The following is a 25,414-nucleotide window of genomic DNA, read 5'->3' on the forward strand; positions in this document are numbered from 1 at the left end:
CGCATAACCCAGGCGCACAATATGGACCCATCTGCTTTGTCAGCGCGGGATTTGGTCCGTGACATGTACGACCTTGTACTATGCCACGAACCAAATCCCGCGCTTTCGCGCATCTGGATCCATCTCGTGCGCCTGGAAGGAAACCGGGGCCTATTTCCTGGCCGCTGACCGTTGACAGCTGACCGCTGATAGGAGGTGCTGCCAACGGCTGAACCTCTTTGTTGACATTCCATTGCAAGGGCTGTATAATGCAACACATCAAGCATAGAGGGGTTGATGGGAATGGCATCCGTAAATGTAAATATCCGTATGGATGCGGAACTGAAAAAAGAATTTGAAGCATTCTGCAGCAATGTGGGAATGAACATGACTACTGCATTCACCATTTTTGCCCGACGGACAGTCCGGGAGAACCGGATCCCTTTCGAAGTATCGGCTGACTGCCGGAGGGAAGAGGGACGTCCCGCAGTGGCTGAGGCGGGCGAAGGGCTGTAAAGAGAATGTCATAAAGGGGCTGTTGCATGTGCAACAGCCCCTTTTCATATACAAATGAGCATATACAAAAGACAAATTAATAAAGGAGACACATTCAAGGAACGATATACTCAATAAATAACGAAGATTGACAAGTGACTGACAGGTCAATATAATGGAACCAGTTTTATTTTCTTTTTAAGTTCCTGTCATAACTGTTTGCCTGTCAAACAGGAAGACAAAAAGAGGTTGTTCTTTAGCAATCAGTTTGAGCTGTCAGGAGGAATTCAATGATGAATAAAATCTATAAAGTCATCTGGAGCCGGGTCCGGAACTGCTATGTGGTGGTTTCGGAGCTGGCCAAACGGGCTGGAAAGGAAAAAAATTGCCATCTGGGACCGGCGGCCCATTTGGCGGCCGGGGCCCTGTGTCTAGGCCTCTTGACCTTTGGGGGCCAAGTGCTGCCGGCGGAAGCTGCCGGAGAACCCACCGTGGCAGATACTACCCAGAACCAGTATGTAGCCTTTAGGGTCACCGTGAATGACGGGAATGTGAAGGGCAACGACAACGGCCGGGACACCAACACCTTCAATGGAGCCATTTACCATAAGGTGACCCTTTCCGATGGCAAGACCCAGTACTGGGTCAGGGATGGGTATACCCTGACGGAAGGGACGGCGGAGAAATACACCGCCCTGTCTCGGACGGACAGCAAATTCGATGTGGCCTATACAGGCAGCGGGAAACAGCCGGCGGACATCCTGTCCAGCGCCACTTCGGCTGTTTCTTCCGCCGGGGTCTCTACCAATGCGGGGGAAACCCTGAACCAGGTCACCGCCAGCGCCTTTGAAGGCCTGAGCCAGGGGGGAGGGACCCAAGTGCCTGGGAACTGGGACTATATCATCTACGATCCTTCCTGGGAGGGGCATACCCAGGCCAACACTTCCACCCGTACCTATTACAAGGACGGCTATGCGGATATGTACAACCGTTCTGCCAGCGCCACCGGGTCCCCGTTGGGCTTTGTGACCACCACCGATGCCAATACCAAGCTGGTGTGGAATGGGACCCTGAACCAGTACACCTACAATGGCCATGCAGTGGATACCTCCCATCTGTATGTGATCGGGGGCAAACTGGGGGTGTTCACCTCCTATGACGGGTCGGAAGTCTATACAGGAACGGTGTACGGCGCCAACAACGAAATTCTCATGACGGCCATGAAAGACGGGAAATATTACAGCTATTGGGCGGCGCCTGTAACGGACCCCAATGCTACGATGGGCACTTACCGGGTATCGGACTATAACAAAGACCTGGAAACCCTGAAGGATAATGATGTGGCTCTGTACCACAATGACATCAAGTCGGTGGATCTGGCTAAGGGCGGCGATACGGCCAATCCCAGCCTGACCATCACGGCCATGCGGAACGGCAGCGGCACGGCCCAGGCGGTGGATGGGGCCATCACCGTCACCGGCGGGGGCGGCACTGGCGGTCAGGATACCACGGTCACCTTGTCCAACACCACCAATGGATCCACGGTGTCCCAAGTCTTCACCACCGGGTCCAAAGTGACGGCCAATACCACCGCCGCTCCTTCCGCCGCCACGGAAATGAAGAGCCTCACCATCAACGGCACCACCTATGCCACGGATCTGAAATTCGGCGGGGATAACCATGCTTCCGCCACTCTTACCAAGAATCTCAGCGAAGAACTGGATATCCTGGGGGGAGCGGACAGCACCAAACTCACCGATGGCAACATCGGAGTCAACGCTTCTGACGGCACCCTGAAGGTCCAGCTGGCCCAGAACGTGGATCTCACCAGCGCCGGTTCCCTGACCGTGGGGAATACAAAAATCGATACCAGCGGCCTGACCATCACCCATACGGACAGCACCGGGGCCAGCAATAATGTGATCCTTACGGGCAGCCAGGTCTCCATGGGGGGCAACCAGATCACCAACGTGGCTTCCGGAGGCGATACGGGTACCAATGGGGCTAACATCAACGATATCATCCGGGTATCCCAAGCCAAGAACATTGCCACTGGGGACAAGAATATCACTGTGACCTCTTCTACGGATACCAGCACCAATGTGCGGACCACCACGGTGGAGCTGAATGATACGGTGACCTTGGGCAGCAATGCCGCCAACCAGGTGACTTTGGACGGGACCAAGGGCACAGTTTCCATCGGGAATACCGGGGATGCTTCCAGCAAAAATGCCATCCAGCTGGACGGTACGGCGGGCACGGCCAAAGTAGGGGCCATCACCATCGGCCAGCAGACCTTCGATTATTCCTATCAGCAGCCGGTGGTGAGCAGCAGCGGCGGACTGTCCCTGCAGACGGCAACCGGCACGGCCAGCGGCACCTTTGTCACCGGTCTTTCCAACACCACCTGGACCCCAGGGAACTATGTGAGCGGCCGGGCGGCTACGGAAGATGAACTGGAACAGGCGGGACGCCATTTCCTGAGCATCGGAACGACGGTGGCGGAAAATACTCTGGCCAACTACTACAATGACGGGGCCACTGGGACTAATTCCATGGCCTTCGGGGTGGGGACAAAATCCAGCGGCAATTTTGCTGTTTCCATGGGCATCAATTCCACCGCCAGCGGCCTGGGAGCCTTGGCTGTAGGGTATAATTCTGCGGCTTCCGGTACGGAATCCGTGGCTGTGGGCACCCAGAACAATGCCAGCGGAAACTACTCAGTGGCCCTGGGGGTGGGGGCCAATGCGGGGACCGCCAATACAGATTCCTCTTCCACCGCCAACGGGGCAGCGGTAGCTGTGGGCTTTACGGCTTTAGCCACCAGGACCGGGAGTTCCGCCTACGGCTACAACGCCCAAGCTACGGCCGATGAAGGTACAGCTCTTGGCGTGGCTTCCATTGCCAGCGTGGAAGGGGGCGTGGCCCTGGGCGCTCATTCTGTGGCCAATACGGCAGAAGGAGTCAAAGGCTACCTTGCTGAAACTACCGATACTTCTCCTACCTGGGTTTCTACTGGGGGCGCCGTGTCCCTGGGAGGCAAGACCACCGATGAAGAGGGCAATGCCATCACCGTTTCCCGGCAGATCACCAATCTGGCTGCCGGGTCTGAAGATACGGATGCAGTGAACGTGGCCCAATTGCGGTCTCTGGAACGGGAAGGGATGAACTTCCAGGGGAACAATACGGATACCACCGTCCACATGAACCAGGGAGGCACCCTCCAGGTCCAGGGCACTGGCACCAAGGCGGCCACGGAATATTCCGGGGAAAATATCTTGGTCACCGGGGTCAGCGAAACGGCCGATGACGGGAAGACCGTCACCACCAAACTGAACATCGGCTTGGACAAGAACATCCGGGTGGACAGCGTTACGGCTGGTCAGGCTACTACGGATTCCGTCCAAGGTTATGCCGGTTCTGTGAAAATCGTGGGACCCAGCGCTGACAGTACCCAGTATGTGGCGACCTCTCTGGGGGTGGGCTACGGGACGGCAGACGTCACCGGCACCAATATCAACCGGCTCCAGTATATCGATGGGGACGGCACCACCCGCCATGCTGTGGCTACCCTGGAGGATGGGCTGAAACTGGCCGGGGATGCGGGCACCGGAACGGTGAAACTGGACAGTACCCTGAGGGTCACCGGCGGGGGAGGGGGGTCTGCCAATCTGGNTTCCGTCACCGCCGGGACCGTGGTCATGGGCAGCCAGGCCGATGGCAGTGACGCCACCCAGACTGGAGATTTTGTCACCGGCCTGGACAATAAGACTTGGACCGTGGGGACCACCAAAGCCGTCAGCGGCCGGGCGGCTACGGAAGACCAGCTGCAGAGCGTGGCTACGGTGGTGGACACCAACCGGACGAAAATTGCTGCCAATACGGCGGACATTGCCAAAGGGCTGAACTTCACCACCAACACTGCTGATGCCAGCGATACTACGGGTTACAAAGTAGTGAACAAGGCCCTGGGGGATACGGTATCCATCAAGGCCCATGATGCCCAGAGCGGCCATACTTACAAGACGGACAACCTGACTACTTCTATCGATGACAGCGGGAACATCACCATTGCCATGGATACCCAGCTGACGGCGGACAAGATCACCGTGGGGACGGGGAGCAACGCCCTGACTTTGGATGGGTCCAATGGTACCCTGACCACCGGCTCTTCCGCTCTGAACGGCACCGGGCTCACCATCACCGATGGTCCCAGCCTCACCACCAGCGGCATCAGCGGCGGCAGCCAGCAGATCACCAAAGTGGCCAGCGGAGCCAGCGGAGTGGATACGGCCGGGAAAGCCGTCTATGGGACGACGGACAACGCTGCCAACATCGGCGATGTGAAGACCATCGCCGCCCAGATGGTGACGGTGAGCAAGGACAGCACCAAGAACAATACGAAAGTCACCAAGACCACCAAGACGGATGGCACCGTGGATTATGAAGTGGCCCTGAACGATACCCTGACATTAGGGGATAACAGCTATGCCGTACTCAACGGCACGGCCGGGACCCTGTCTTTGGGGAACCTGCTGTTCCTGGACGGGAGCAATGGATATGGCACCATCGGGAGTCTCCATCTGGGGAATTATTCCGGTACGGACAGCTCCTGGACCCTGACAGACAACAAGAATGGAACCGTGGCGGCAGGCACCTATCTCACCGGCCTTACCAATACTGCCTGGACCACTGCGGACCCCACCTATGTGAGCGGCCGGGCGGCCACGGAAGATGAACTGGCAGCCGTTTCCTCTACGGTGAACACGGGCTGGAATGCCCAGGTGGATGGGATCACCCTGAAAGCAGTCACCCCTGCCAGCAATCTGAACTTTGCCGCCGGGGACAATATGCAGCTGACCGGCAGCGGCAGCACCATCACCATCGCCACCCAGCCCGATGTGGACTTTACCACCGTCCGGGTGGGCGGTACCAAGGGCACCGACGGCACCTATACGGGGGGCATCTACATGGGCAGCCAGGCCGGCGGGGGAGCCAACAGCGGCACGGGATTCTATATCACCGGGCTGTCCAACACCAACTGGGATGCGGACAATATCGTGGGCAACCGGGCGGCCACGGAAGCCCAGCTGAAAGCCGCCATCAATGACGTGAATGAAGGGACGGTGGCCAACGACAACTATGTGACGGATGGGTCAGTCACCGATGATACAGCCAATCCCGGTTCCATGACAGCCTCTCTGACCATGCGGAACAAGAATAAGGTGAACATTTCCGGCCTCCACGATTACTATGTGACCGGGGGCAGTGTTTCCACGACTGCAACTACGGCAGATGATGGAACTACATCTACTGCCGCTACCCTGACCCTGAACAAAAACAATGGCACCAGCGTGGATGTGGATCTGTCCAGCCTGTCCAACATGGATTACCATCTGGTGGAAAATTCTGCTTCCGGTTCCAATGGAGCTTATTCCGTGGACGCCAACGGGGATGTGAAGCTCACCGTGGCCAGTCCTACGGATACGGTGGGGAAGGAAATCACCATTTCCGGCCTGGCCAGCAAGACGGCATTGGAACAGGGCCTGACCTTTACCGCCAGCGCTCTGGCGGACGGTGCCACATCCCTGACCCACACGGCCCAGCTGGGGGATACCATCGGTATTTACGGTGGGACCAAACAGGACGGCCATACTTACAATACCAACAACATCACCACCACCATCAGCGATAAAGGGGATATCCGGGTGCTCCTGGACGACAACTTGACGGCCACCAGTCTCACCGCCGGTTCCAAGACCACTGATGATGCCGCCGGAGTGGATGGCAGCGTCATGGCCACCGGCCAGGGCGGGGCCTATCTGAAAATGAACGGGGCGGATGGTTCCCTGCGCATGGGGGACGCCAGCGGGAATTTCGCCGCCATGGTCCAGAACTATGGGGGACCCAAATTCCTAGACAGCACCGCGGCCGGTTCTCCCCGGATCCAGTACTGGGCCGCTAGCGCCGGCCAGACGGAAAGCGACGCTTCCCAGACCCTCTATACCCTGGCGACCCTCAATGATGGGCTCCAGCTGGCGGGGGACAGCGGTACCGGATCTGTGGCTTTGGACAAGACCCTGACAGTCACAGGCGGGGCCACAGCTTCTTCTGACCTTTCTTCCGGCAGCAATATCGGAGTGACGGCTTCCGGCAGCACTCTCCAGCTCCAGCTGGCCAAGAAGCTCACCGGGCTCACTTCTATTTCCCTGGGGAATGACCTGGTGCTGGGGAACCAGGCTAGCGGCTCGGCCACCGGGGATTACCTCACCGGGCTGGACAACACCACTTGGAGCGGTACGCCGGTGAGCGGCCGGGCGGCTACGGAAGACCAGCTGAAATTGGTCAGCGACAGCCTCAGTGAGGGGACGAAATCCACCGGGGGCTTTGGCCTTACGGCGGATGTGGCGGACAGTACCACCAGCAGTCAAGATGTGAAGCAGAGTTTGGGCAAGACCATCAAGATCACCGCAGAAGATGATGACAACCTGACCACCACGGCGGATGCCACCAATACGGCTATCAAGCTGTCCCTCAGCAAGAATCTGAAGCTGACTTCCGCCGCCTATACAGATACAGCGGGGAACAACACCACGGTAACTGGCACGGGGATCACCATTGCCAAGGCCGGTTCCACGGACGCAGGAAAAGTATCCCTGACCACCGCCGGACTGGACAACGGTGGCAACCAGATCGTGGATGTAGCCAGCGGTCTGGGAGGCACAGAACTGGCCAAAGCTGCCGGGGAAACCCTGAACCATGCGGCTACCATCGGAGACCTCCAGGCGGCGGCCAAAGGGGTGACGGACAGTTCTGATACCAAGGGACTGAACTTCGTGGGGAATAGCAACCCTGTGGACAGCACCACTGGCAGTACAGCGGCTCTCCACGCCAATCTGGGAGGCACCGTATCCATCCTGGGGACGGGCACCGATGAGGATGGTAACTATTCCGGCCGGAACGTAAAGGTGATCAACAAGAATAACGCCCTCTATGTGGAACTGGACAAAGACCTGGAAGTCCGGTCCCTCCAAGCAGGGTATGGGGAAAGCGGCAATAATGTCCAGGGCCAGCTGCTGCTTTATGGAGCCGACAACGACGGAACCTATTCCAATCTGATCCTGGAAAGCCAGTATATGGACGGGAAACCCTACCTGACCAATACCACGACCAATGGGAACAAGCGGCTTGTCTATAAAGAAGGTGAAGACAGCACAACTGTCCATACCGTAGCCACCATGAGCGATGGCCTGAAGTTCAGCGATGACAACGGCAGTACAGCGGCGGTGACCCTGGGCAGCACGCTTGCAGTCACTGGCGGTGCCGCCCAAGAGAAGCTGGCCAAAGACGCCAACGGAAACCTGATCACCGGGAACATCGGTGTGGTGGCAGCAGAGAATGCCGACGGCACCAGCGGCAGCTTGGCCCTCCAGCTGGCTAAGGATATCAACTTGGGGAGCCAGGGCAGCCTGACGGCGGACAAGACCAAAGTGGGATACCAGACAGCCACTACCAAGGTGAACCAGTCTGCTGAAACCGGGGATTATGTCACCGGCCTCACCAACACTACCTGGAGCGGTACCGATTATGTCTCCGGCCGGGCGGCTACGGAAGACCAGCTGAATGTGCTGAGCACCCAGTTGAAAGACAATCTGGCCAACAGCACCTACAGCATCACCGCCGGAGGTTCTGGAAATACAGGTACGGATACGGTGACGGCCAAATTGGGGACCGGCACCATCCGGATCTTCGGGGATGCCCCGGTAGTGACCAGCGGCGGTGACGGGGATGGTTGGGACCGGAGCAAGGCCAACATCCTCACCAAGGTGAAATATGACAGTGCCAACAACAGTTATGTTTCTGTGGAACTCCAAGATCATCTGGAAGTGGGGGTCCATCAGGTCACCGATGCCAGCGGCAATGTGACCACGGAAGGTGTGGACGGGACCATGCAGTTCAAGGGTTCCGGCAGTTCAGAAGTGAACATCAGCGGGGACAATGGCATCACCCTGACCCATATCCGGTCCGACGGCAACCCGGCCGCTTCCAGCGTCCGGATCACCGGTCCCAGCGAAAGCGATGGGAAAGAACTGAACGGAGCCATGTCCATCACCACCTTTAACCAGACTGCTAAAACCACTGATTCGGCAGCCAGTATCTACGGGGAAAGCGGGGAAGGGCATCTGTACCTGAATACGGTGAACCCGGGAGAAGGCCAGGGGAATGCGGCCGGTCTGGGGGCTTCTGCCGATGTGGTGGCCCAGTACGGGGCAGCCAGCCTGGATGCAGAGAAAAATGACAGCCCCAGCTCCGGCGGCGCTGCCGGGACACCCATCATGACCCGGCTCACCTATACGGACCAGAGCGGCAAGACCCATCAGGCGGCCACCATGGATGATGGTCTGCTCCTTACCGGGGACAGCGGCACCGTGACCCGCCTCCTGAACAGCACTTTGAAACTGTCGGGAGGGGTAACAGATAAAGACAAACTATCTGACGGGGCCAATCTGGGCGTGGTGGCCAATGCAGCCGGTGACGGGTTCGACATCAAACTGGCCAAAGATCTGACCGGGCTTGACTCCATCACCCTGAACGGCGGGCTGAAGATCAGCGGCAGCACGGCCGGGGCCAATACCATCACCGGATTGTCCAATACCACCTGGAACGGAACGGCAGTATCCGGCCGGGCGGCTACGGAAGACCAGCTCCAGGCGGCGGTGGCCGGTGTCACCGATGCCTCCAAAGGCGGCGGTTTCGGACTCACCGATGATGCAGGGAAGGCCGCCAAGGCAGACCTGGGCGGCACGGTAGGTATCCATGGGGACCGTAATATTACTACGTCTGTTTCCTCTGATGGCAAGTCCATCAATGTCGGCCTGAACAAGGATGTGGATTTAGGAAATGACGGTTCCATCAAGGCCGGAGGCGTAACCATAGACAGCTCCGGCATCGATGCGGGGAGCAAGAACATCACCAATGTGAAGAGCGGCATCATCAATCACGATGCCAGCGACAATACCAACGCCGCCAACATCGGTGATGTGAAGAGTATTGCCAGTGATGCAGCCAATGCGGCGGTATCCGGGGGCCGGGTCTTCCAGGGAGATGACGGGGCGGACAATAAGGTCACGGTGACCATGGGGACAGCCCTGAAGCTTACCGGAGGCCAGACAGATACCGCGAAACTGACCGATGGGAACATCGGAGTGGTGAAGAACGCCGATGGGGACGGACTGGATATCAAGCTGTCCAAGGAGCTGACGGGGTTGACCAGCGTCACCGCAGGAAACAGCACCCTGAACAACGAGGGCCTTACCGTCAATAACAGTGCCGGATCCGCTGGGACCACCGTAACCGGAAGCGGCATCAAGATCGCGGCCAACGGGGAGAATACCCATGCAGTGGAAATCAGCAACAGCAACGTCTCCCTGGGCGGCCAGCAGATCCATGATGTGGCGGCGGGGACGAAACCCACCGATGCGGTGAATGTGAGCCAGCTGGGCGGTGTGGTCAGCGGTGTCAGCAATGCCATCACCCGCCTGGACAGCCGGGTAGACCGGGTGGGAGCCGGTGCCTCTGCCCTGGCAGCCCTCCATCCTCTGGAATATGACCCTGAGGACAAACTGAACTTCGCCGCCGGTTTCGGTCATTACCGGAGCGCCAATGCGGCGGCTATCGGGGCTTTCTACCAGCCCACGGAAAGCGTCCGCGTCAATGTGGGCGGCAGCTTCGGCGGCGGGGAGAACATGGTGAATGCCGGGGTGACCTTCTCTCTGGATCCCCAGCGGCGGGACCGGTTCCAGAGCCGGATCGCCCTGATACGGACGGTCCAGCAGCTGCGCAGCGACAACGAAACCCTGCGCCAGGACAACCAGAAGGTCCATGCCCAGCTGGATGCCATGAACGACCGGCTGAACCAATTGTCGGCCCTGGTGGAACAGCTGAGTGCAAAGAAGTAAGAGATTGTCGGCGGCCAGCGGCCGAAGGAAAGGACCCGCCCTTTTTGGGGACGGGTCCTTTTTTTATGGGATAAGACTGTACAGGGCGGGCGGACCGGGAGACACGGCTGCCCAGAGGGCAAATCCGTCCAAAGCCGGCGGAGCCGGCCTCCACAACGATGAACGACAAATGATGGACCATTTACCCCCGCCCCTAATTCCGCCCCAAAATCTTCACCCATCTTTCTTTTATCCATGTTATAATAATTTATTATCCCGGTTGATACTGGAGTAAGGTATCTGAGATCTGATTTCAATGCGGCTTTGGGGACGTGGATTAGGCCGTTCCCAAAGATCGGGCGCTCTGCCATGCTCATGTTTACACAGCTTCCTAATAGGCGAAATGCTCCGGGGAAAATTTACGAAGGCCCATAGGATTTATGGAGCCGGAGAAGGGAGCCATTTTACAATGGAAAGAGAAGATTGGATCAAAACGGGTTTGGTTGCTGGAGGCGCTGTACTGGGCCTTCTGGGAGAACGGGTGGTCAAATCCAAGCTGGTGAAGAAAGCCCTGGTCAAGACTACCGCTGCGGCCCTGCGGGTGCAGAAATGCGCTGCGGAAAGCTCTGCTTCCCTCCAGGCACAGGCTGACGATATCGTAGCTGCTGCCAAGGAAGAAAACCAGAAGCTGGAAGACGCGGAAGCTGCAGAGAAAGCCAAGGAAGAAGCGGCTGCTGCCGTTGTTGAAGACCAGGCCAAATAAGCTCTTTTCTTTAGAGAAAGGAGCAGAAGCCTTATGAAATTCCAAATTCAACATGAAACAGCCGGCCGTCTCCGGGTCCGCTGCCTGGCCCAGGAGGGACGGATGGTCCGTTCCTTCAGCCTGGAACAGGGTGCGGCCATCCTGGGCGGTCTGGAACGGGTCCCCGGGATCCGGAAGGTAAAGCTGTATTCCGGCGCTGCCGGGATCGCTGTCCTGTACCGGCCCGATGACCTGGGGAAAGTCTGGGAAGGGATCCTCCAGGCCCTGGCCCGGCTGAACATGAACGATCCGGAACTGCGGAAAGCCACCAAGGAAAAAGCCGGAGCCCTGATGCTGAATCGGCAGTACCGGAACCGGCTGCTGACCCTCCTGGCCCGGCATTTTGCCTGCAAGTGGTTCCTGCCCCTGCCGATCCGGATGGCAAGAGGCTGGTACCATACCCTGGGCTTCATCCGCCTGGGACTGAAATCCCTGCGCCACGGCCGGCTGGATGTGCCGGTACTGGATGCCACGGCCATTACGGCGGCCATGCTCCAGAAGGACATCAGCACCGCCGGTTCCGTCATGCTGCTGCTGCGGATCGGGGAACTGCTGGAAGAATGGACTTACAAGAAATCCGTCCATGATCTGGCGGACAACATGTCCCTCCACATCGACACAGTGTGGAAAGTGGTGGATGGCACGGAAGTGGAAGTATCCCTGTCCGATGTGCAGGCCGGGGATCTGGTCAGCGTGAAGATGGGCAGCACCATCCCTCTGGATGGGGAAGTGGCCAAGGGCGACGCCATGGTGAACCAGGCCTCCATGACCGGGGAATCCATGCCCGTCCACAAGACACCGGGCCTGACGGTATACGCCGGCACCGTGGTGGAAGACGGGGAAATCACCGTCCGGGTGAAAGGCGGGGCCGGCAGCAACCGGTATGACCGGATCGTGAAGATGATCCAGGATTCCGAAGCCTTCAAGTCCAACCTGGAAAGCCGGGCCAGCCATCTGGCAGACCGTCTGGTACCCTGGTGCCTGGGCGGGACCCTGCTCACCTATCTGCTGACCCGGAACCTGACCCGGGCCATGTCCATCCTGATGGTGGATTTCTCCTGTGCCCTGAAGCTTTCCATGCCTCTGGCGGTACTGTCCGCCATGCGGGAATGCAGCACCCACAAGATCACCGTCAAAGGGGGCAAATTCCTGGAAGCGGTGGCCCAGGCGGATACCATCGTCTTCGACAAGACCGGTACCCTGACCCTGGCCAAGCCAAAAGTGGCTGACGTACTCTGCTTCAACGGGTACGACCGGGCTACGGTGCTCCGGTATGCAGCCTGCCTGGAGGAACATTTCCCCCATTCCGTGGCCAACGCCATAGTGCGCCAGGCAGCGGACGAAGGGCTCACCCATGAAGAGATGCACAGCAAAGTGGAATACATCGTGGCCCACGGGATCGCCTCCCGGGTGGATGGGAAACGGATCGTGATCGGATCCGGCCATTTCATCTTCGACGACGAGAAATGTGTGATCCCTGCAGGGGAAGAAGCCTTGTACGAAAGCCGTCCGGAAGAATATTCCCATATCTATATGGCCCTGGACGGGAAACTGGTGGCCATCATCTGCATCCAGGATCCTCTCCGGCCGGAAGCACCGGCAGTGCTCCGGGAACTGCGGAAAGCCGGCTTCAAGCAGCTGGTGATGATGACCGGGGACAGCGAACGGACTGCGGCGGCAGTGGCGGCGAAAATCGGCGTGGACAAGTTCTACGCAGAGGTGCTGCCGGAAGACAAGGCCCGGTTCGTGAAAGAGGCCAAAGCCAGCGGCCACCGGGTGGTCATGGTGGGAGACGGGATCAACGACTCCCCGGCCCTGTCCGAAGCGGACGCCGGTGTGGCCATTGCCGAAGGGGCGGATATCGCTCGGGAAATCGCGGATATCACCATTTCGGCCCACGACCTGCGGCAGCTGGTGGTGCTGAAACAGATCAGCACCCTGCTGATGAAGCGGGTGAACTTCAACTACGATTTTGTGGTATCTTTCAATGCAGGCCTGATCGGCCTGGGGGTGATGGGCATCCTGCCCCCGGCCACCACAGCCCTGCTCCACAACGGATCGACCATAGCCATCAGTCTCCACAGCATGACGGATCTGATGGAAGCGTAAAAAAAAAGGAGGCTGTTGCATGTGCAACAGCCCCTTTTTGAGGTCTCGAGACTCGAGACCGAGCCGCTATGCGGCTCATGAGGCCGGGGTGTTGCACATAACGTGCAACACCCCCTTTTTTCACGGCTTCAACGGTTCCAGTACGAATCCAATCAATTTGTCCAGCAGCTGTTCTGCGGGATGGCCTTCCGGGTTCAGGGACAGGGGCCGGTCCTTGATCAGGAACAGCATTTCTGTAATGGCCGTCAGGATGAAGGCGACATATTCATATCCGTGGTCCTGCTGGGGCGTCTGGAGTTCTCCTGCTGCCACCCCTTTCACCAGCAGGCTCTGGATGTAATCCCCCAGCCGGGTGAGCCGCTGCCAGGAATCGTCATTGAGGAGCCCGGAAGGAGTGAGCAGTTCTTGGTACAGGATGATCATGTGCTGGTGGGGATCCAACTGGCTCTTCAAAATGGCGTGGAGGTACTGCTTCAGCCGCTGGAGAGGCGGTTTATCCTCTTTTTCAATGGCTTCTTCCAATCGGTGGAGCACTTCCAGCTGGCTGTCGATGATGGACTGATACAGGGCCTGCTTGCTCCCAAAATGATAGGAGATCAGGGCGCTGTTGCAGCCGGCCAGCCGACCGATTTCCTTGATGGAGACATTGTGATATCCTTTTTTGTCAAACAGTTCCGCTCCAGCATCCATCAGCCGCTGCATGGTTTCTTCCGAATTCCGTCTATGCATGATTGCTCCCCTCTTTACTTAAAATAATTAGTTATGTGATTAATTTAATTATAACGCAGAAAAGGGAGGGGGTAAAGGGGCTGTTGTATAAGCAACAGCCCCGTCAGCGAGCAAAAGCCGAAGGAAAAGACCTGACTCCTATGAAGGCGGGGCTTTTTTGAATTTATGCCCTCTGGGCGGCCGGGACGGGCTTCCCTGCGGGAAGCCCCTACAACGTTGCTGTCAGACTTTCTTACAAAATCCAAGAAACGAAGGTACCGGGAATCCCGTTTTCCCGACCGTTGCAGCCGAACCTCCGACTCCAACGGTGTAGGGGTGAGCCGCAGGCCCGCCCGTCCGTGGCCGCCGGTTTTAATCCTTCAAAGGAACCCGCTCCGGCGGATTCCTTCCATCGGCTGCGGACTGGTGACTAGTGACTGCCGGCAGAGGACTGTTGTCCTGCAGCAGTTCTCTCTATTAAAACACCTGTTCGCCACTCTTCTTTTTTGCTATAATGGAAGAAGAATTTTACGAAAGGCGGAAACTGTCATGGAAACCTTTTTGCTGGGGGCGGTGCTGTGCGCCCTCCTTGTTTTGATTGTAATGCTGGTACAGCTCCAGCGTTCCTTGACGGCCGGGGAAGAAATCCGGAACCAGCAGGCCCGGGAAGAGGCGGACCGGCTCCGGGACAGCCTGGACCAGAAAGTGACCCTTTCCATGAGCGTGGTCAGCGACCGGCTGGCCATGGTGAACCGGGGGTTGGGATCCATGCAGTCCCTGGCCCAGGGGGTGGGAGACTTAAAGAAGGTCCTGACCAATGTGAAGAACCGGGGGATCTGGGGAGAAATGCAGATGGGGAACCTCCTGGGGGACATGCTGGCCCCAGAACAGTACGGGACCAACGTGGCCATCCGTCCCCGGAGCCAAGAACGGGTGGAATTTGCCATCCGCCTGCCGGGACGGACTGGGGAGAATCCGGTGTGGCTGCCTATCGATGCCAAATTTCCCCTGGAAGATTACCAGCGGCTGGTCCAGGCTCGGGAAGAGGGAGATGCCGATGCTGAGACCCTGGCCCTGAAGCAGCTGGAAATCCGGCTGAAAAGTGAGGCAAAGGACATCCGGGATAAATATATCGCGCCGCCCTATTCCACCGATTTTGGACTGCTGTATCTGCCCCTGGAGGGGCTTTTTGCAGAAGCGGTGTCCCGGCCCGGCCTCATCAGCGAGCTCCAGCGGAAATACCGGGTGACCCTGGTGGGCCCCACCACCCTGGCCGCTGTAGTGAACAGCCTCCAGATGGGCTTTCGAACCCTGGTGGTCCAGAAACAGACTAGCCAGATATGGCGTCTGGTGGCCCAGATCAATACGGACCTGGGTGTTTTCGAAACGGCGGTGGAACGGGCGGAAAAGAAACTGGCGGAAGCCCAGTCCGCCATGGAGTCCGTGGGAGACCGTACGAGGATTCTAAAAAAACACCTGGACCGGGCAGAAAAATTTACGAAAGCTCTTGACAATAGCGGGGAGAATGACTAAAATCGTAAGCAAGTGCTTGAACTGCCTAAATTGATATACTGAAGAAAGTGTCCATGAAGGAACCAAGTACACAAGATCTTTTCTGACAGAGAGCTGCTGGCTGTGGGAAGCAGCGGAGGGTTTTGTGGAATCCACTCCTGAGACGATGGGGGCAGCAACCCATCCGGCCAAGCCGTTATCCTGGAAATGAGGCTGCACTGCAGCGAAATAAGGTGGCACCACGTGAGAGGTTCTCCCGTCCTTGACATACCCGTTTAGGGGGTCAGGCACGGGAGTTTTTATTTTGCCTTTCGGCGGAAAACAAGGAGAGGAAAAAGCATGGATAAGAAAAAAGTCATCGTGGTGGAACGGATTTCGGACAAAGGTGTGGAAATGCTGAAAGCCCAGCCGGATCTGGAAGTGGATGTGAAATTCGACATCCCCCGGGAAGAATTGCTGAAGATCGTAGGGGATTATGATGCCATCATCGTCCGCAGCGTCACCAAAGTCAATGAAGAATTCTACAAGGCAGCCAAGAATCTGAAAGTGGTGGGCCGTGCCGGCAACGGGGTGGACAACATCGATATCGAAGGGGCCACCAAACGGGGGATTATCGTGGTGAATACTCCGGAAGCCAATGTGATCTCTGCGGCGGAACACACCATCGGCTTGATGCTGGCTTCCTGCCGGAACACGGTACGGGCCCAGAAGATGATCGAAAGCCGGGTGTGGGACCGGAAGAACCTGAAGGGCGTGGAACTGTACCACAAGACCCTGGGCATCATCGGCCTGGGCCGGATCGGCACCTTGGTGACCAAACGGATGCAGGCTTTTGAAATGAAGGTCATCGCTTATGATCCCTATATCCCCGATGCCCGGTTCAAACGGCTGGGGGTGGAAAAATGCGAAACCCTGGATGAACTGCTGGCTAAGGCGGATGTGATCACCATCCATACTCCCAAGACCGAAGAAACCATCAACATGATCGGCAAGGAAGAACTGAAGAAATGCAAGAAGGGGGTCCGGCTGGTGAACTGCGCCCGGGGCGGCCTCTACAATGAACAGGCAGTGGCGGACGCCATCAAAGAAGGCCAGGTGGCCAGCATCGGCCTGGATGTGCTGGTGGATGAACCCAAACCCATCTCGCCTCTGATCGGCCTGGACCAGTGCGTCCTGACTCCCCATCTGGGAGCCGATACGGCGGAAGCCCAGGACAAAGTGGGCATCTCCATTGCCCAAGAAGTGGTGAACGTACTGAAAGGCCAGATGGTGCCCAACGCGGTGAACCTGCCGGCTCTCCATCCCCAGGAACTGGAAGGGATGCTGGGGTATCTGCAGCTGGGTGAATGCTTGGGCAAACTGTATTACCAGATGGAAAAGGATCCGGTGGACAAGGTGGAAGTGGTCTATGAAGGACCGGCCGCCAACTTGGAGACGACCCTGATCACCCGGAGCATCCTGAAGGGACTGTTCGATCCCATCCTGAAGGAACGGGTCAATATGGTCAATGCGGAACTGGCTGCGGAAACCCGCGGGGTGGCCGTGGTGGAAGGCAAGATGAACGGAGAGAACCGGCTGAACCGGGTGGCTGTGAAGTTCTACAGCGGCACTAAGGTGTTCACGGCGGCTGGGATGGTGGCACCGGATGAAACACCCCATATCACGGAAGTCCAGGGATATCATTACGATCTGGTGCCGGAACGCTATATGATTTTGGCCAAGAACGATGACAAGCCCGGGATGATCGGCCAGATGGGGACCCTCTTGGGGGCGGCCCATGTGAACATCGCCAATATGCAGGTGGCTCGGAAACCCAAGACTGGCAATGCCATGATGATCATGACCGTGGACAGCCCGGTGGAAAAGGCGACCCTGCAGATGATCGCTGGGCTGGATGGGATCCAGAGCGCTGATTTCGTGACACTGTAAATAAGCAGGGGCTGTTGCACAGGACGTGCAACAGCCCCTTTTTAAAATTCCTTCGTATCGAATACATGGAGCCCCAGGGATTCGGACAGCACCCGGAGGATCCGTTCTCCCCCTACGCTGTTCCCTTTCTTGTTCAGCATGGGGCCGAAGGTACCGATGCCGACGCCGTGCCGGGCAATGGCACAGATGCCGCCGCCCACACCGCTTTTGCTGGGCAGGCCGATCTTCACCGCATATTCTCCCGATTCGTCGTACATGCCGCAGAGCATCATCAACGTGGTGACGATCCGGACGATGGTGGAATCCACCAGCTGTTTTCCGGTCTGGGGATCCACCCCGTGGTTGGACAGGATCATCCCGTAATGGGCCAGATCCCGGGCCGTCACCATGACGGAACACATCCGGAAATACACATCCAGGACTTCCTCCGGTTCTCCGTCCAGCACATTGTCGCTTTTCAGCAGGTAGGCGATGGATCGGTTCCGGGTCCCAGTCTTTTTCTCCGAACGGTACACCGATTCATTGAGTCCGATCCGGGGATTCCCGCACAAGGTCCGGACCAGCTCCAGGAAGGACTGGTAGGGATCCGGCGTCTCGATGCAGCTGGCCGTCACGATGGCCCCCGCATTGATCATAGGGTTGAAGGGGCGCCAGTCTTTCAACTCCAGCTGGAGGATGCTGTCGAACCGGTCCCCGGTGGGTTCCATGCCGATCTTGCTGAATACCTTGTCGTAGCCGGCAGTCTGGAGGGCCAGGATCAGGGAAAATGTCTTGGAGATGCTCTGCATGGTAAAGGGAATGTCATAATCCCCGGCACAGTACACACTGCCGTCTTTGCGCATGAGACAGACCCCCAGATTCCCAGAGTTGGCCTTGGCCAGTTCCGGGATGTAGCTGGCTACCTTACCTTCGTACAACACATTCCGTCCTTCCGCCAGTGCCTTTTCCAATATTGCCTGGATCTCTTCCTTGTCCATGACCATGCTTTCATCCCCCTTGGTGCTTCTATTGTCCGGTGCATTATTGTGTAAATTATCTATTAACTTATTATAGCATACAGAGAGGTCAAGAAACAGAGGGGGTTGCAAATTGTCGTGTGGTAAGACATATCAAATATCTTTATATACAGAAAAGGGATAGAATAAAAATAAATACTAAATTTTCTGGAAATTAAGTGTTGACATCTATAATTTGGTTTATTATACTAAAGTCATAAAACATCAGACAATCAGATATCTGATGAACGGAACAATAAAAGAAGCCATTCAATTATTTCATACAAGACCTACCAAGAAAGTTACCAGTGCATCGAATCAGGACAGAAAGAGGTTTATATGTTTAGAGTAAATGCTACAGATATTGTTGTGAACTCAGTGAAGGAGGCCCTGCAAACCGGGAAGCTGCATGTAGGAGACAGATTGCCAAAAGAAGCTGATATGGCGAAAGAGTTGGGCGTTGGCCGTTCTTCTCTGCGGGAGGGCATGAAAATCCTGGCTGCTTATGGAGTCATTGAATCTCGTCAGGGTGAAGGAACTTTTGTAGTTGATCATTGTGCCCAAAATTTTTCCGAGTTTCTGGGCTTTTTCCCAAGTCAGGAAAACAGAATGCCATTCTTGGAACTGCGGAGAGTCATCGAAGTGGGAAATATCCTTACCATTTATGACAAGGTCACGGAAGAAGATTTTGTTGTGCTGGATAAGCTGGTGACAGTGTTTGATGAAAAACATCCAGAAAGGGATTACGTGGAAGCTGATAAACAGTTCCACGCTTATCTGTTGGAATTGACGAAAAATCCGATGCTGACACAAATCAGCAAGCTATTGGAAAATATGAGAACCGAATTGCTGTGGAAGTTGTTTGAGCATAAAGAAATCATTGAAGACGCAAGAATTGCCCATCATCGTATCTTGGATGCTTTGAAGTCCAGAAATCGGGTGGCCTGTGCTGAGGCGGTGCTGCAACATCTGGATACGACTGCCAAACGAGTGATTCTCATATCTCACGGTAAGGAGTAAGGAATAAGAGCTATATACAAAAAGAGATATAAGGGGAGATGAGTGTATTACAGTCAACAAAAGGTCTGATGACCTGATTAATAATAGACTAAATATACAGAAAAATAAAAAACAAATAATATAGACAATTTAGAGATGGTAGTACCTCGTCATAATTTTATTTGTGATGAGAAAAATAAAAACTTATTTTTATCAAGGGGGAAGGGCAATGAAGAAATCATGGCAAAGGAAAAGCATGATAGCGATGGCGTTACTTTCTATGAGTTTACTAATCTTTACAGCAGGCTGTGGCGGAAATTCATCAGATAAGAAAGCTGCATCAACAGAAAAACAAGGTGTAGTCACGTTATCCTGGGCCCATGGTTCTTCACCTGAAGACCGGTTGGGAAAAGCCAGTGAAAATTTCAAAAAGAATGTAGAGAAGAAATCAAAAGGGACCATCTTGATTAACCATTACCCAGCCAATCAGCTGGGATCGGAACGGGAAGTGATGGAAGGGGTTTCCTTGGGCAGCATCGACTGTGGGGTTATTTCTTCTGCAGTGGTCGCTGGTTTTTCCAAAAGCGTAAACGTAACCAATTTACCCTATATGATCGAAAATCGACAAAAAGGTTGGAAAATTTACGATGGTCCCTTTGGTCAGAAGTTAGGTGCTCTGACTGAAAAAGAAGGAGGATGGAAATTTCTTGGATGGGCAGAAAATAGCTTACGCCAATTTTCCAACTCCAAGAGAGAAATCCGCACGCCAGCTGATATGGCAGGCCTGAAAATCAGGACCCAGGAAAATGATGTGCATATGAAAATCGTTAATGATTTGGGCGCTTCTGCAACTCCCATCGCTTTTGGTGAACTTTACACAGCTTTGCAGCAGGGAACCGTGGATGGACAGGAAAATGGTGTAGCACTGACCTATTCCATGGGATTTGCTGAAGTCGTAAAATATATGACCCTGCTGCCCCATATTTATGATCCGTATATTGTAGCCATCAGCAAAGAAAGTTGGAACAAACTTTCCCCCGATCAGCAGAAAATCTTCCAGGAATGTGTGAAGGAATTCATCAAAGATGAAAGAAACCTGAATGAACAAAACGATAAGGAATTCCTGTCCATCATGGAAAAGAAGAATGGACTGAAGACTTATACGCCTACGGCTGCTGAAGCTGCTCAGTTCAAGGCAGCTACAAAAGATGTGGAACCTATGATCCGCAGCAAAGCGGGGGATGAAATCGTGGATGCTTTCAAAAAAGCAGTTACAGAATCTTAAGGTATCATCCGGAACAGGAGTCGACGGAAAAGATGATTGAGCGATTTTCCGCCGGCTCTTTACGGAGAGAGGTGTTGACATGAAAAGGATTATTGATTTTATCGATAATGTACCGGTTACCCGCTGTATTTCCAGTATTCTCATGATGGCCATGGCCGTGATTATGACATTGAATGTGGTCCTTCGCTATGGATTCGGTTTTTCGTTTAATTGGGGGGATGAAATCCTACGGTATATCTGCGTATATATGTCCTTTCTGGGCATTGCTGCAGCCTGGCGGTATAACTCTCATGTACGTGTGGCATTGTTCGTGGAAAAACTTTTTCCAGAATGGCTTAAGGTACCAACTCGGATATTAACTTATATTATAACGATTGTTTTTATGGCAGCATGTACGTATTTTGGACTGGTTTTGGTAGAACGTATTATTCAAAGTGGGCAGATATCACCAGCTCTTCACTTGCCGATGTATTTGCTGTATGGAATTGTTCCACTGACCAGTATCCTTTCTATCATACAACTTCTTTTGCAGCTTTTTAAACATCGAGCTTATCGAGTTCCAATGGAATGAATTGATTTAAGTCAAAAATAGAAAGGGATTTTACAAGCCAAGAATGGTTTTTTTGAGAAAGGAAGGCAGCTATGATTACCGTATTGTTCATCGGCTTGGCGGTCCTCCTGTTTATAGGAGTCCCTATTGCCGTCTGTATTGGAGGCGCCCCTCTTTTGGCTATGGCGGTTGCTGGAAATAGCCGACAGATGTTTATCGCAGCCCAGCGGATGATTACCGCACTGGATTCTACTCCTCTCCTGGCTATTCCTCTATTTGTATATGCTGGGGTCATTATGGGAAAAGGTGGGATTTCAAAGCAGATTGTTGACTTTTGTTATGAGCTTTTTGGCTGGATCGATGGCTCTCTGGGTATTGTGGCTACCATCGCCTGCATGTTTTTTGCAGCGATTTCTGGTTCGGCTCCGGCTACGGTGGCTGCCATTGGAAGCATCATGATTCCGGCCATGATCAATGATGGGTATCCTCCAGGTTTTGCTGCTGCTCTGGTGGCCTGCGGTGGGATTATTGGGTGCATCATTCCTCCCAGTATCCCCTTTGTGAATTATGCGCTGATTACAGGGCAGTCCGTCAGTGAACTGTTTGCAGCAGGCGTAATCCCTGGGATTATTATGGGATTGGCTCTTTGCTTGATGACCTATGTCAAAGCACGGAAAAACCGCTGGGGCAGTAAAATGGATGGAGTCCATCTGGACCGAGTAATCAAAACATTTTTTAAAGCCATCTGGGCAATTTTAATGCCGGTGATTATTCTGGGGGGGATCTATTCAGGAGTTTTTACGCCGACTGAAGCAGCTGCGGTAGCTTGTGTGTATGGGTTCCTGGTATCTTGGCTGGTGTATCATGCGCTGAAACCCAGTGATATGATGGAAATATCCTTTGAATCGGTAAAAACTTCTGCGATGATTCTTTTTATCGTAGCTACGGCCAATATCTTCAGTTTTATCGTTTCTACTCAGCAGGTTCCTATGAAGCTGTCCAACTTGGTTTTGGGGATTACTCACAGCAAAGCCTTGGTCCTTTTGTTGATTAATATCATACTGTTGATCAACGGGTGCTTCATGGAAACCACTGCTTCTACATTTATTTATACACCGATTCTGTATCCTTTGATAAAAAAATTGGGAGTGGATCCTATCCAATTCGGTGTGATTATTGTGATGAACTTAACTATGGGACTCGTGACACCGCCTTTGGGCATTAACCTCTTTGTTGCTGACGGTTTGGATAAGCGAGTGAATTTTAACGAACAAGTAAAGAATGTCTGGCCACTTTTTATTGCGCTGGTCGTGGTACTGATGCTGGTTACCTATGTACCCGGATTTTCAACTTTCCTGGTTGAGCTTATGCGTGCTCATAAATGAGACTAAATGATTTGGAAGGGGGAAAATTGATGAGAAGTTTTACATTTAAAGTTCCGCAAAATGTTGTCTTCGGGCGGGGTGCTCTGAAGCAGCTGCCTGATATCCTACAAACAGAGAATGCGGCTTCCGTATTTTTGGTTGCGGATAAAGGACTGCAGCAAGTGGGTCTGGTGGATAAGACGAAAGCAATCTTGGCGGAAAAAGGAATCGCCTGTCAGGAATTCATCGATCTATCGGTCAATCCTACGGTAGGAAATGTGGAAACAGCGACGGAAGCATTCAAAGCGTCCGGGTGTAAAAGCATTGTGGCCTTAGGAGGCGGCGGTCCTATGGATGTGGCCAAATCGGTAGCCATCCTGGTGACCTATGGGGGGAAGATCACGGATTATGCCGGATTGGGAAAAGTGCCCGGCCCTGTCCTTCCTTTGATCGCCATTCCTACGACTGCTGGGACTGGCAGTGAAGTGACGGCTTCCTCTGTGATTACGGATGAAAAAACTCATTTCAAGATGGCAATCATCAGTTACAATATCTGTCCTACCTATGCGCTCTTAGATCCAGAACTGGTCATGACAGTGCCCCGTTCGGTAGCAGCAGCCTGCGGTGTCGACGCGTTCATCCATGCTATGGAAGCCTATGTGTCGAAGACATCGTCACCTTTCACGGATGCCATGGGAGAACATGCCATGCGGATGATTGGTGGGAATATCCGGCGCTATGTGGCTTCCCGAGATGATGAAGAGGCAGCTTCCAATATGCTAGTTGGGTCCATGCTGGCCGGTTTGGCCTTTGCCTGGGGGAAGTTGGGCAATATCCATGCCATGAGTCATCCGGTCAGCGGATTTTTCCATGTGCCTCATGGTGTGGCAAATGCCATTTTAATGCCAGTGATTGTGGAATATAATGCCTTGGCTGATCAAGGAAGATATCGAGTAATCTATGACAGCATTACTCAAGGTGCAAAAGCCGATGAATATTTCATTCCGGAAATGCTGGTGGAAGAATTACGAAATTTGAATCGGGAACTGGGAATCCCGGAGAAACTGTCTGATGTGGGTGTGACGGAAGACAAGATCGGCGTGATGGCCATTGATGCCATGAAGAGTGTCAATGTGGTGGTCAATCCACGGCAGACAACGATTCAGGATATTGAAGCTCTGTACCGGAAATTGTTGTAAAAATAAGTCTGATGACCTGATTTTTAAATGGAAAAATTAGTAAGTAATTGGTTCCCTTAAGGAAAAGGATATTTGGAAAGGAGTATATGATTATGGAACAGGCAGTAAAAGATTATTTAGATAAAATGGTTGCAGCTTCTCGCATTGCACAGCAGGAATTTGCTACATATCCTCAGGAAACAGTTGACAAGGCCGTGCGGACAGTGGGGAAAGCCATTTATGATAATGCCGAATTGTTGGCTCATATGGCAGTCGATGAAACCAAAATGGGGAACTATGCAGATAAGATTGCCAAATGTGTCAATAAATCAAAGAGTGTCTGGTGGCGGATGAAAGACAAAAAAAGTCGGGGCATCATCAAACGGATCCCGGAACTGGGGCTGGTGGAAGTGGCCAAGCCCATAGGGGTGATTGGGTGCGTAGCGCCAACTACGAATCCCGTCATCAATGTGATGCAAAATGCAATGTGTGCCCTGAAATGCGGAAATTCTATGATCGTAAGTCCGCATCCCCGGGCAAAACATTCCAGTGTGAAAACGGTAGAAGTAATCAATGAAGCACTGGCTGCATTGGGAATGCCGAAAAATCTGATCCAGGTGATTACGGAACCTAGTATGGAACTTTCTGCGGGACTGATGAGTGCGGTAGATCTGTGCATCTGTACCGGCGGTCCTGGGCTTGTCAAGGCTGCTTATTCTTCCGGAAAACCGGCTATCGGCGTGGGGCAGGGAAATGTCCAGGTCCTGGTAGACCGGGATGCGGATTTGGATCAGGTAGCCGCCATGGTCATCAAAGGACGGACTTTTGATAATGGGGTATTGTGCACCTGTGAACAGAATGTCATCTGTCCGGAAGATAAAAAAGAAGAGATGATTGCTGCCCTGAAGAAACATGGTGCTTATTACATCGGCAATTCGGAAGATGCAGCTAAGCTGAGAGATACAGCGTTCCCCAACGGTGGTCCTGTGAGCAAGGAATATCCTGGGGCCAGCGTGAAAAAAATCGCTCAGCTGTCCGGTATCCAAGGGATTCCAGAAGATGCCAAAGTCATCGTTTCCTGTACTCGCGGTTATGGGAAGGATGAACCTCTGGCCAAAGAAAAACTTTTTCCTGTGCTGGCCTTCTTTACCTATGACAAATGGGAAGATGCCATCCATATTGCCAAGACTAATCTGGAAATGGAGGGCATTGGGCACAGCGTGGTGATCCATTCCAATACGCCGGAACATATTGAAGCTGTGGCAGAAGCAATCCCGGTCAGCCGTTTTGCCGTGAACCAGGTGGGCGGCACCAACCTTGGGGGTGCTATGGATAACGGGCTGAATCCCACCACTACCCTGGGCTGCGGGACCTGGGGCAACAACAGCATCAGTGAAAACTTTACTTATTATCATCTGATGAACCTGACTCGCGTTTCTTACCGTGTTCCGGATATGTATATCCCTACGGATGAAGAAATCTGGGCCGAATAAGTCCTTTCCTTTCTCATAGCGGGAAGCGGCTGCAGGGATGCCTATGGGCAATGCAGCTGCTTTTCGCCTGAAAAAGGA

At 54.2% G+C, this 25,414-nt stretch carries 14 protein-coding genes and 1 other annotated feature; of the genes, 12 read left to right on the plus strand and 2 right to left on the minus strand.

Translation table 11 applies throughout. The features are described 5' to 3' along the window. Positions 1–282: 282 nt before the first annotated feature. From BQ2657_RS03130 to BQ2657_RS03145, 4 genes are all read left to right on the plus strand, one after another. Positions 283–495 carry a type II toxin-antitoxin system RelB/DinJ family antitoxin gene (locus tag BQ2657_RS03130; RefSeq protein WP_075579327.1) on the plus strand — a complete coding sequence of 71 codons (213 nt, stop codon included), beginning with the start codon at positions 283–285 and terminating at the stop codon, positions 493–495. Positions 496–767: 272 nt separating this feature from the next. Next, positions 768–10,433: an ESPR-type extended signal peptide-containing protein gene (locus tag BQ2657_RS03135; protein ID WP_075580969.1), complete on the plus strand. Its 9,666-nt coding sequence runs from the start codon at positions 768–770 to the stop codon at positions 10,431–10,433. 448 nt (positions 10,434–10,881) lie between these two features. After that, positions 10,882–11,175, plus strand: a complete 294-nt coding sequence (locus BQ2657_RS03140; protein WP_075579328.1) for a DUF6110 family protein — start codon at positions 10,882–10,884, stop codon at positions 11,173–11,175. 33 nt (positions 11,176–11,208) lie between these two features. Then, entirely contained in the window at positions 11,209–13,323 is a 2,115-nt protein-coding gene (locus BQ2657_RS03145) for a heavy metal translocating P-type ATPase (protein WP_075579329.1), read from the plus strand. 120 nt (positions 13,324–13,443) lie between these two features. On the opposite strand, the gene BQ2657_RS03150 is transcribed toward BQ2657_RS03145, so the two are convergent. After that, complete coding sequence (locus BQ2657_RS03150; RefSeq protein WP_075579330.1) at positions 13,444–14,052, minus strand: TetR/AcrR family transcriptional regulator; 609 nt, start codon at positions 14,050–14,052, stop codon at positions 13,444–13,446. 528 nt (positions 14,053–14,580) lie between these two features. Here BQ2657_RS03150 and BQ2657_RS03155 point away from each other — a divergent pair. Both BQ2657_RS03155 and serA read left to right on the plus strand, forming a co-directional pair. Beyond that, positions 14,581–15,564, plus strand: coding sequence for a DNA recombination protein RmuC (locus BQ2657_RS03155; RefSeq protein ID WP_075579331.1), 984 nt, complete (start codon positions 14,581–14,583; stop codon positions 15,562–15,564). A 44-nt stretch (positions 15,565–15,608) separates the two neighbouring features. Then, positions 15,609–15,810, plus strand: a binding site (T-box leader). Between the two features lie 72 nt (positions 15,811–15,882). Further along, positions 15,883–17,472 carry a phosphoglycerate dehydrogenase gene (serA, locus tag BQ2657_RS03160; protein WP_075579332.1) on the plus strand — a complete coding sequence of 530 codons (1,590 nt, stop codon included), beginning with the start codon at positions 15,883–15,885 and terminating at the stop codon, positions 17,470–17,472. Between the two features lie 41 nt (positions 17,473–17,513). On the opposite strand, the gene glsA is transcribed toward serA, so the two are convergent. Continuing rightward, positions 17,514–18,455 (minus strand): glutaminase A, encoded by a 942-nt coding sequence (gene glsA, locus BQ2657_RS03165; protein WP_075579333.1) that lies wholly within the window; start codon positions 18,453–18,455, stop codon positions 17,514–17,516. Between the two features lie 351 nt (positions 18,456–18,806). Between glsA and BQ2657_RS03170 the strand changes: the two genes are divergently transcribed. The 6 genes from BQ2657_RS03170 to BQ2657_RS03195 all read left to right on the plus strand — a co-directional run bounded on the left by BQ2657_RS03170 (position 18,807) and on the right by BQ2657_RS03195 (position 25,336). Continuing rightward, the gene (locus BQ2657_RS03170) at positions 18,807–19,487 is read left to right on the plus strand and encodes a FadR/GntR family transcriptional regulator (protein ID WP_075579334.1); all 681 of its coding nucleotides are present in this window, start codon (positions 18,807–18,809) and stop codon (positions 19,485–19,487) included. A 208-nt stretch (positions 19,488–19,695) separates the two neighbouring features. Next, a complete protein-coding gene (locus tag BQ2657_RS03175; protein WP_187119166.1) occupies positions 19,696–20,751 on the plus strand; it encodes a DctP family TRAP transporter solute-binding subunit in 1,056 nt (351 codons plus the stop codon). Positions 20,752–20,830: 79 nt separating this feature from the next. Further along, complete coding sequence (locus BQ2657_RS03180) at positions 20,831–21,322, plus strand: TRAP transporter small permease (RefSeq protein ID WP_075579336.1); 492 nt, start codon at positions 20,831–20,833, stop codon at positions 21,320–21,322. 71 nt (positions 21,323–21,393) lie between these two features. Further along, the gene (locus BQ2657_RS03185) at positions 21,394–22,686 is read left to right on the plus strand and encodes a TRAP transporter large permease (protein ID WP_075579337.1); all 1,293 of its coding nucleotides are present in this window, start codon (positions 21,394–21,396) and stop codon (positions 22,684–22,686) included. A gap of 29 nt (positions 22,687–22,715) precedes the next feature. Next, on the plus strand, positions 22,716–23,864 hold the full coding sequence (locus BQ2657_RS03190; protein ID WP_075579338.1) for an iron-containing alcohol dehydrogenase: 1,149 nt from the start codon (positions 22,716–22,718) through the stop codon (positions 23,862–23,864). Between the two features lie 92 nt (positions 23,865–23,956). After that, on the plus strand, positions 23,957–25,336 hold the full coding sequence (locus BQ2657_RS03195) for an aldehyde dehydrogenase family protein (RefSeq protein ID WP_075579339.1): 1,380 nt from the start codon (positions 23,957–23,959) through the stop codon (positions 25,334–25,336). The last annotated feature ends 78 nt before the right edge of the window (positions 25,337–25,414 follow it).

The organism is Acidaminococcus massiliensis (assembly GCF_900095825.1).
GTDB lineage: Bacteria > Bacillota > Negativicutes > Acidaminococcales > Acidaminococcaceae > Acidaminococcus > Acidaminococcus massiliensis.

Coding starts and splice junctions, on each gene's coding strand:
- BQ2657_RS03130 (WP_075579327.1), top strand. CDS start 283: ATGGCATCCGTAAATGTAAATATCCGTATGGATGCGGAACTGAAAAAA.
- BQ2657_RS03140 (WP_075579328.1), top strand. CDS start 10,882: ATGGAAAGAGAAGATTGGATCAAAACGGGTTTGGTTGCTGGAGGCGCT.
- BQ2657_RS03145 (WP_075579329.1), top strand. CDS start 11,209: ATGAAATTCCAAATTCAACATGAAACAGCCGGCCGTCTCCGGGTCCGC.
- BQ2657_RS03150 (WP_075579330.1), bottom strand. CDS start 14,052: ATGCATAGACGGAATTCGGAAGAAACCATGCAGCGGCTGATGGATGCT.
- BQ2657_RS03155 (WP_075579331.1), top strand. CDS start 14,581: ATGGAAACCTTTTTGCTGGGGGCGGTGCTGTGCGCCCTCCTTGTTTTG.
- serA (WP_075579332.1), top strand. CDS start 15,883: ATGGATAAGAAAAAAGTCATCGTGGTGGAACGGATTTCGGACAAAGGT.
- glsA (WP_075579333.1), bottom strand. CDS start 18,455: ATGGTCATGGACAAGGAAGAGATCCAGGCAATATTGGAAAAGGCACTG.
- BQ2657_RS03170 (WP_075579334.1), top strand. CDS start 18,807: ATGTTTAGAGTAAATGCTACAGATATTGTTGTGAACTCAGTGAAGGAG.
- BQ2657_RS03175 (WP_187119166.1), top strand. CDS start 19,696: ATGAAGAAATCATGGCAAAGGAAAAGCATGATAGCGATGGCGTTACTT.
- BQ2657_RS03180 (WP_075579336.1), top strand. CDS start 20,831: ATGAAAAGGATTATTGATTTTATCGATAATGTACCGGTTACCCGCTGT.
- BQ2657_RS03185 (WP_075579337.1), top strand. CDS start 21,394: ATGATTACCGTATTGTTCATCGGCTTGGCGGTCCTCCTGTTTATAGGA.
- BQ2657_RS03190 (WP_075579338.1), top strand. CDS start 22,716: ATGAGAAGTTTTACATTTAAAGTTCCGCAAAATGTTGTCTTCGGGCGG.
- BQ2657_RS03195 (WP_075579339.1), top strand. CDS start 23,957: ATGGAACAGGCAGTAAAAGATTATTTAGATAAAATGGTTGCAGCTTCT.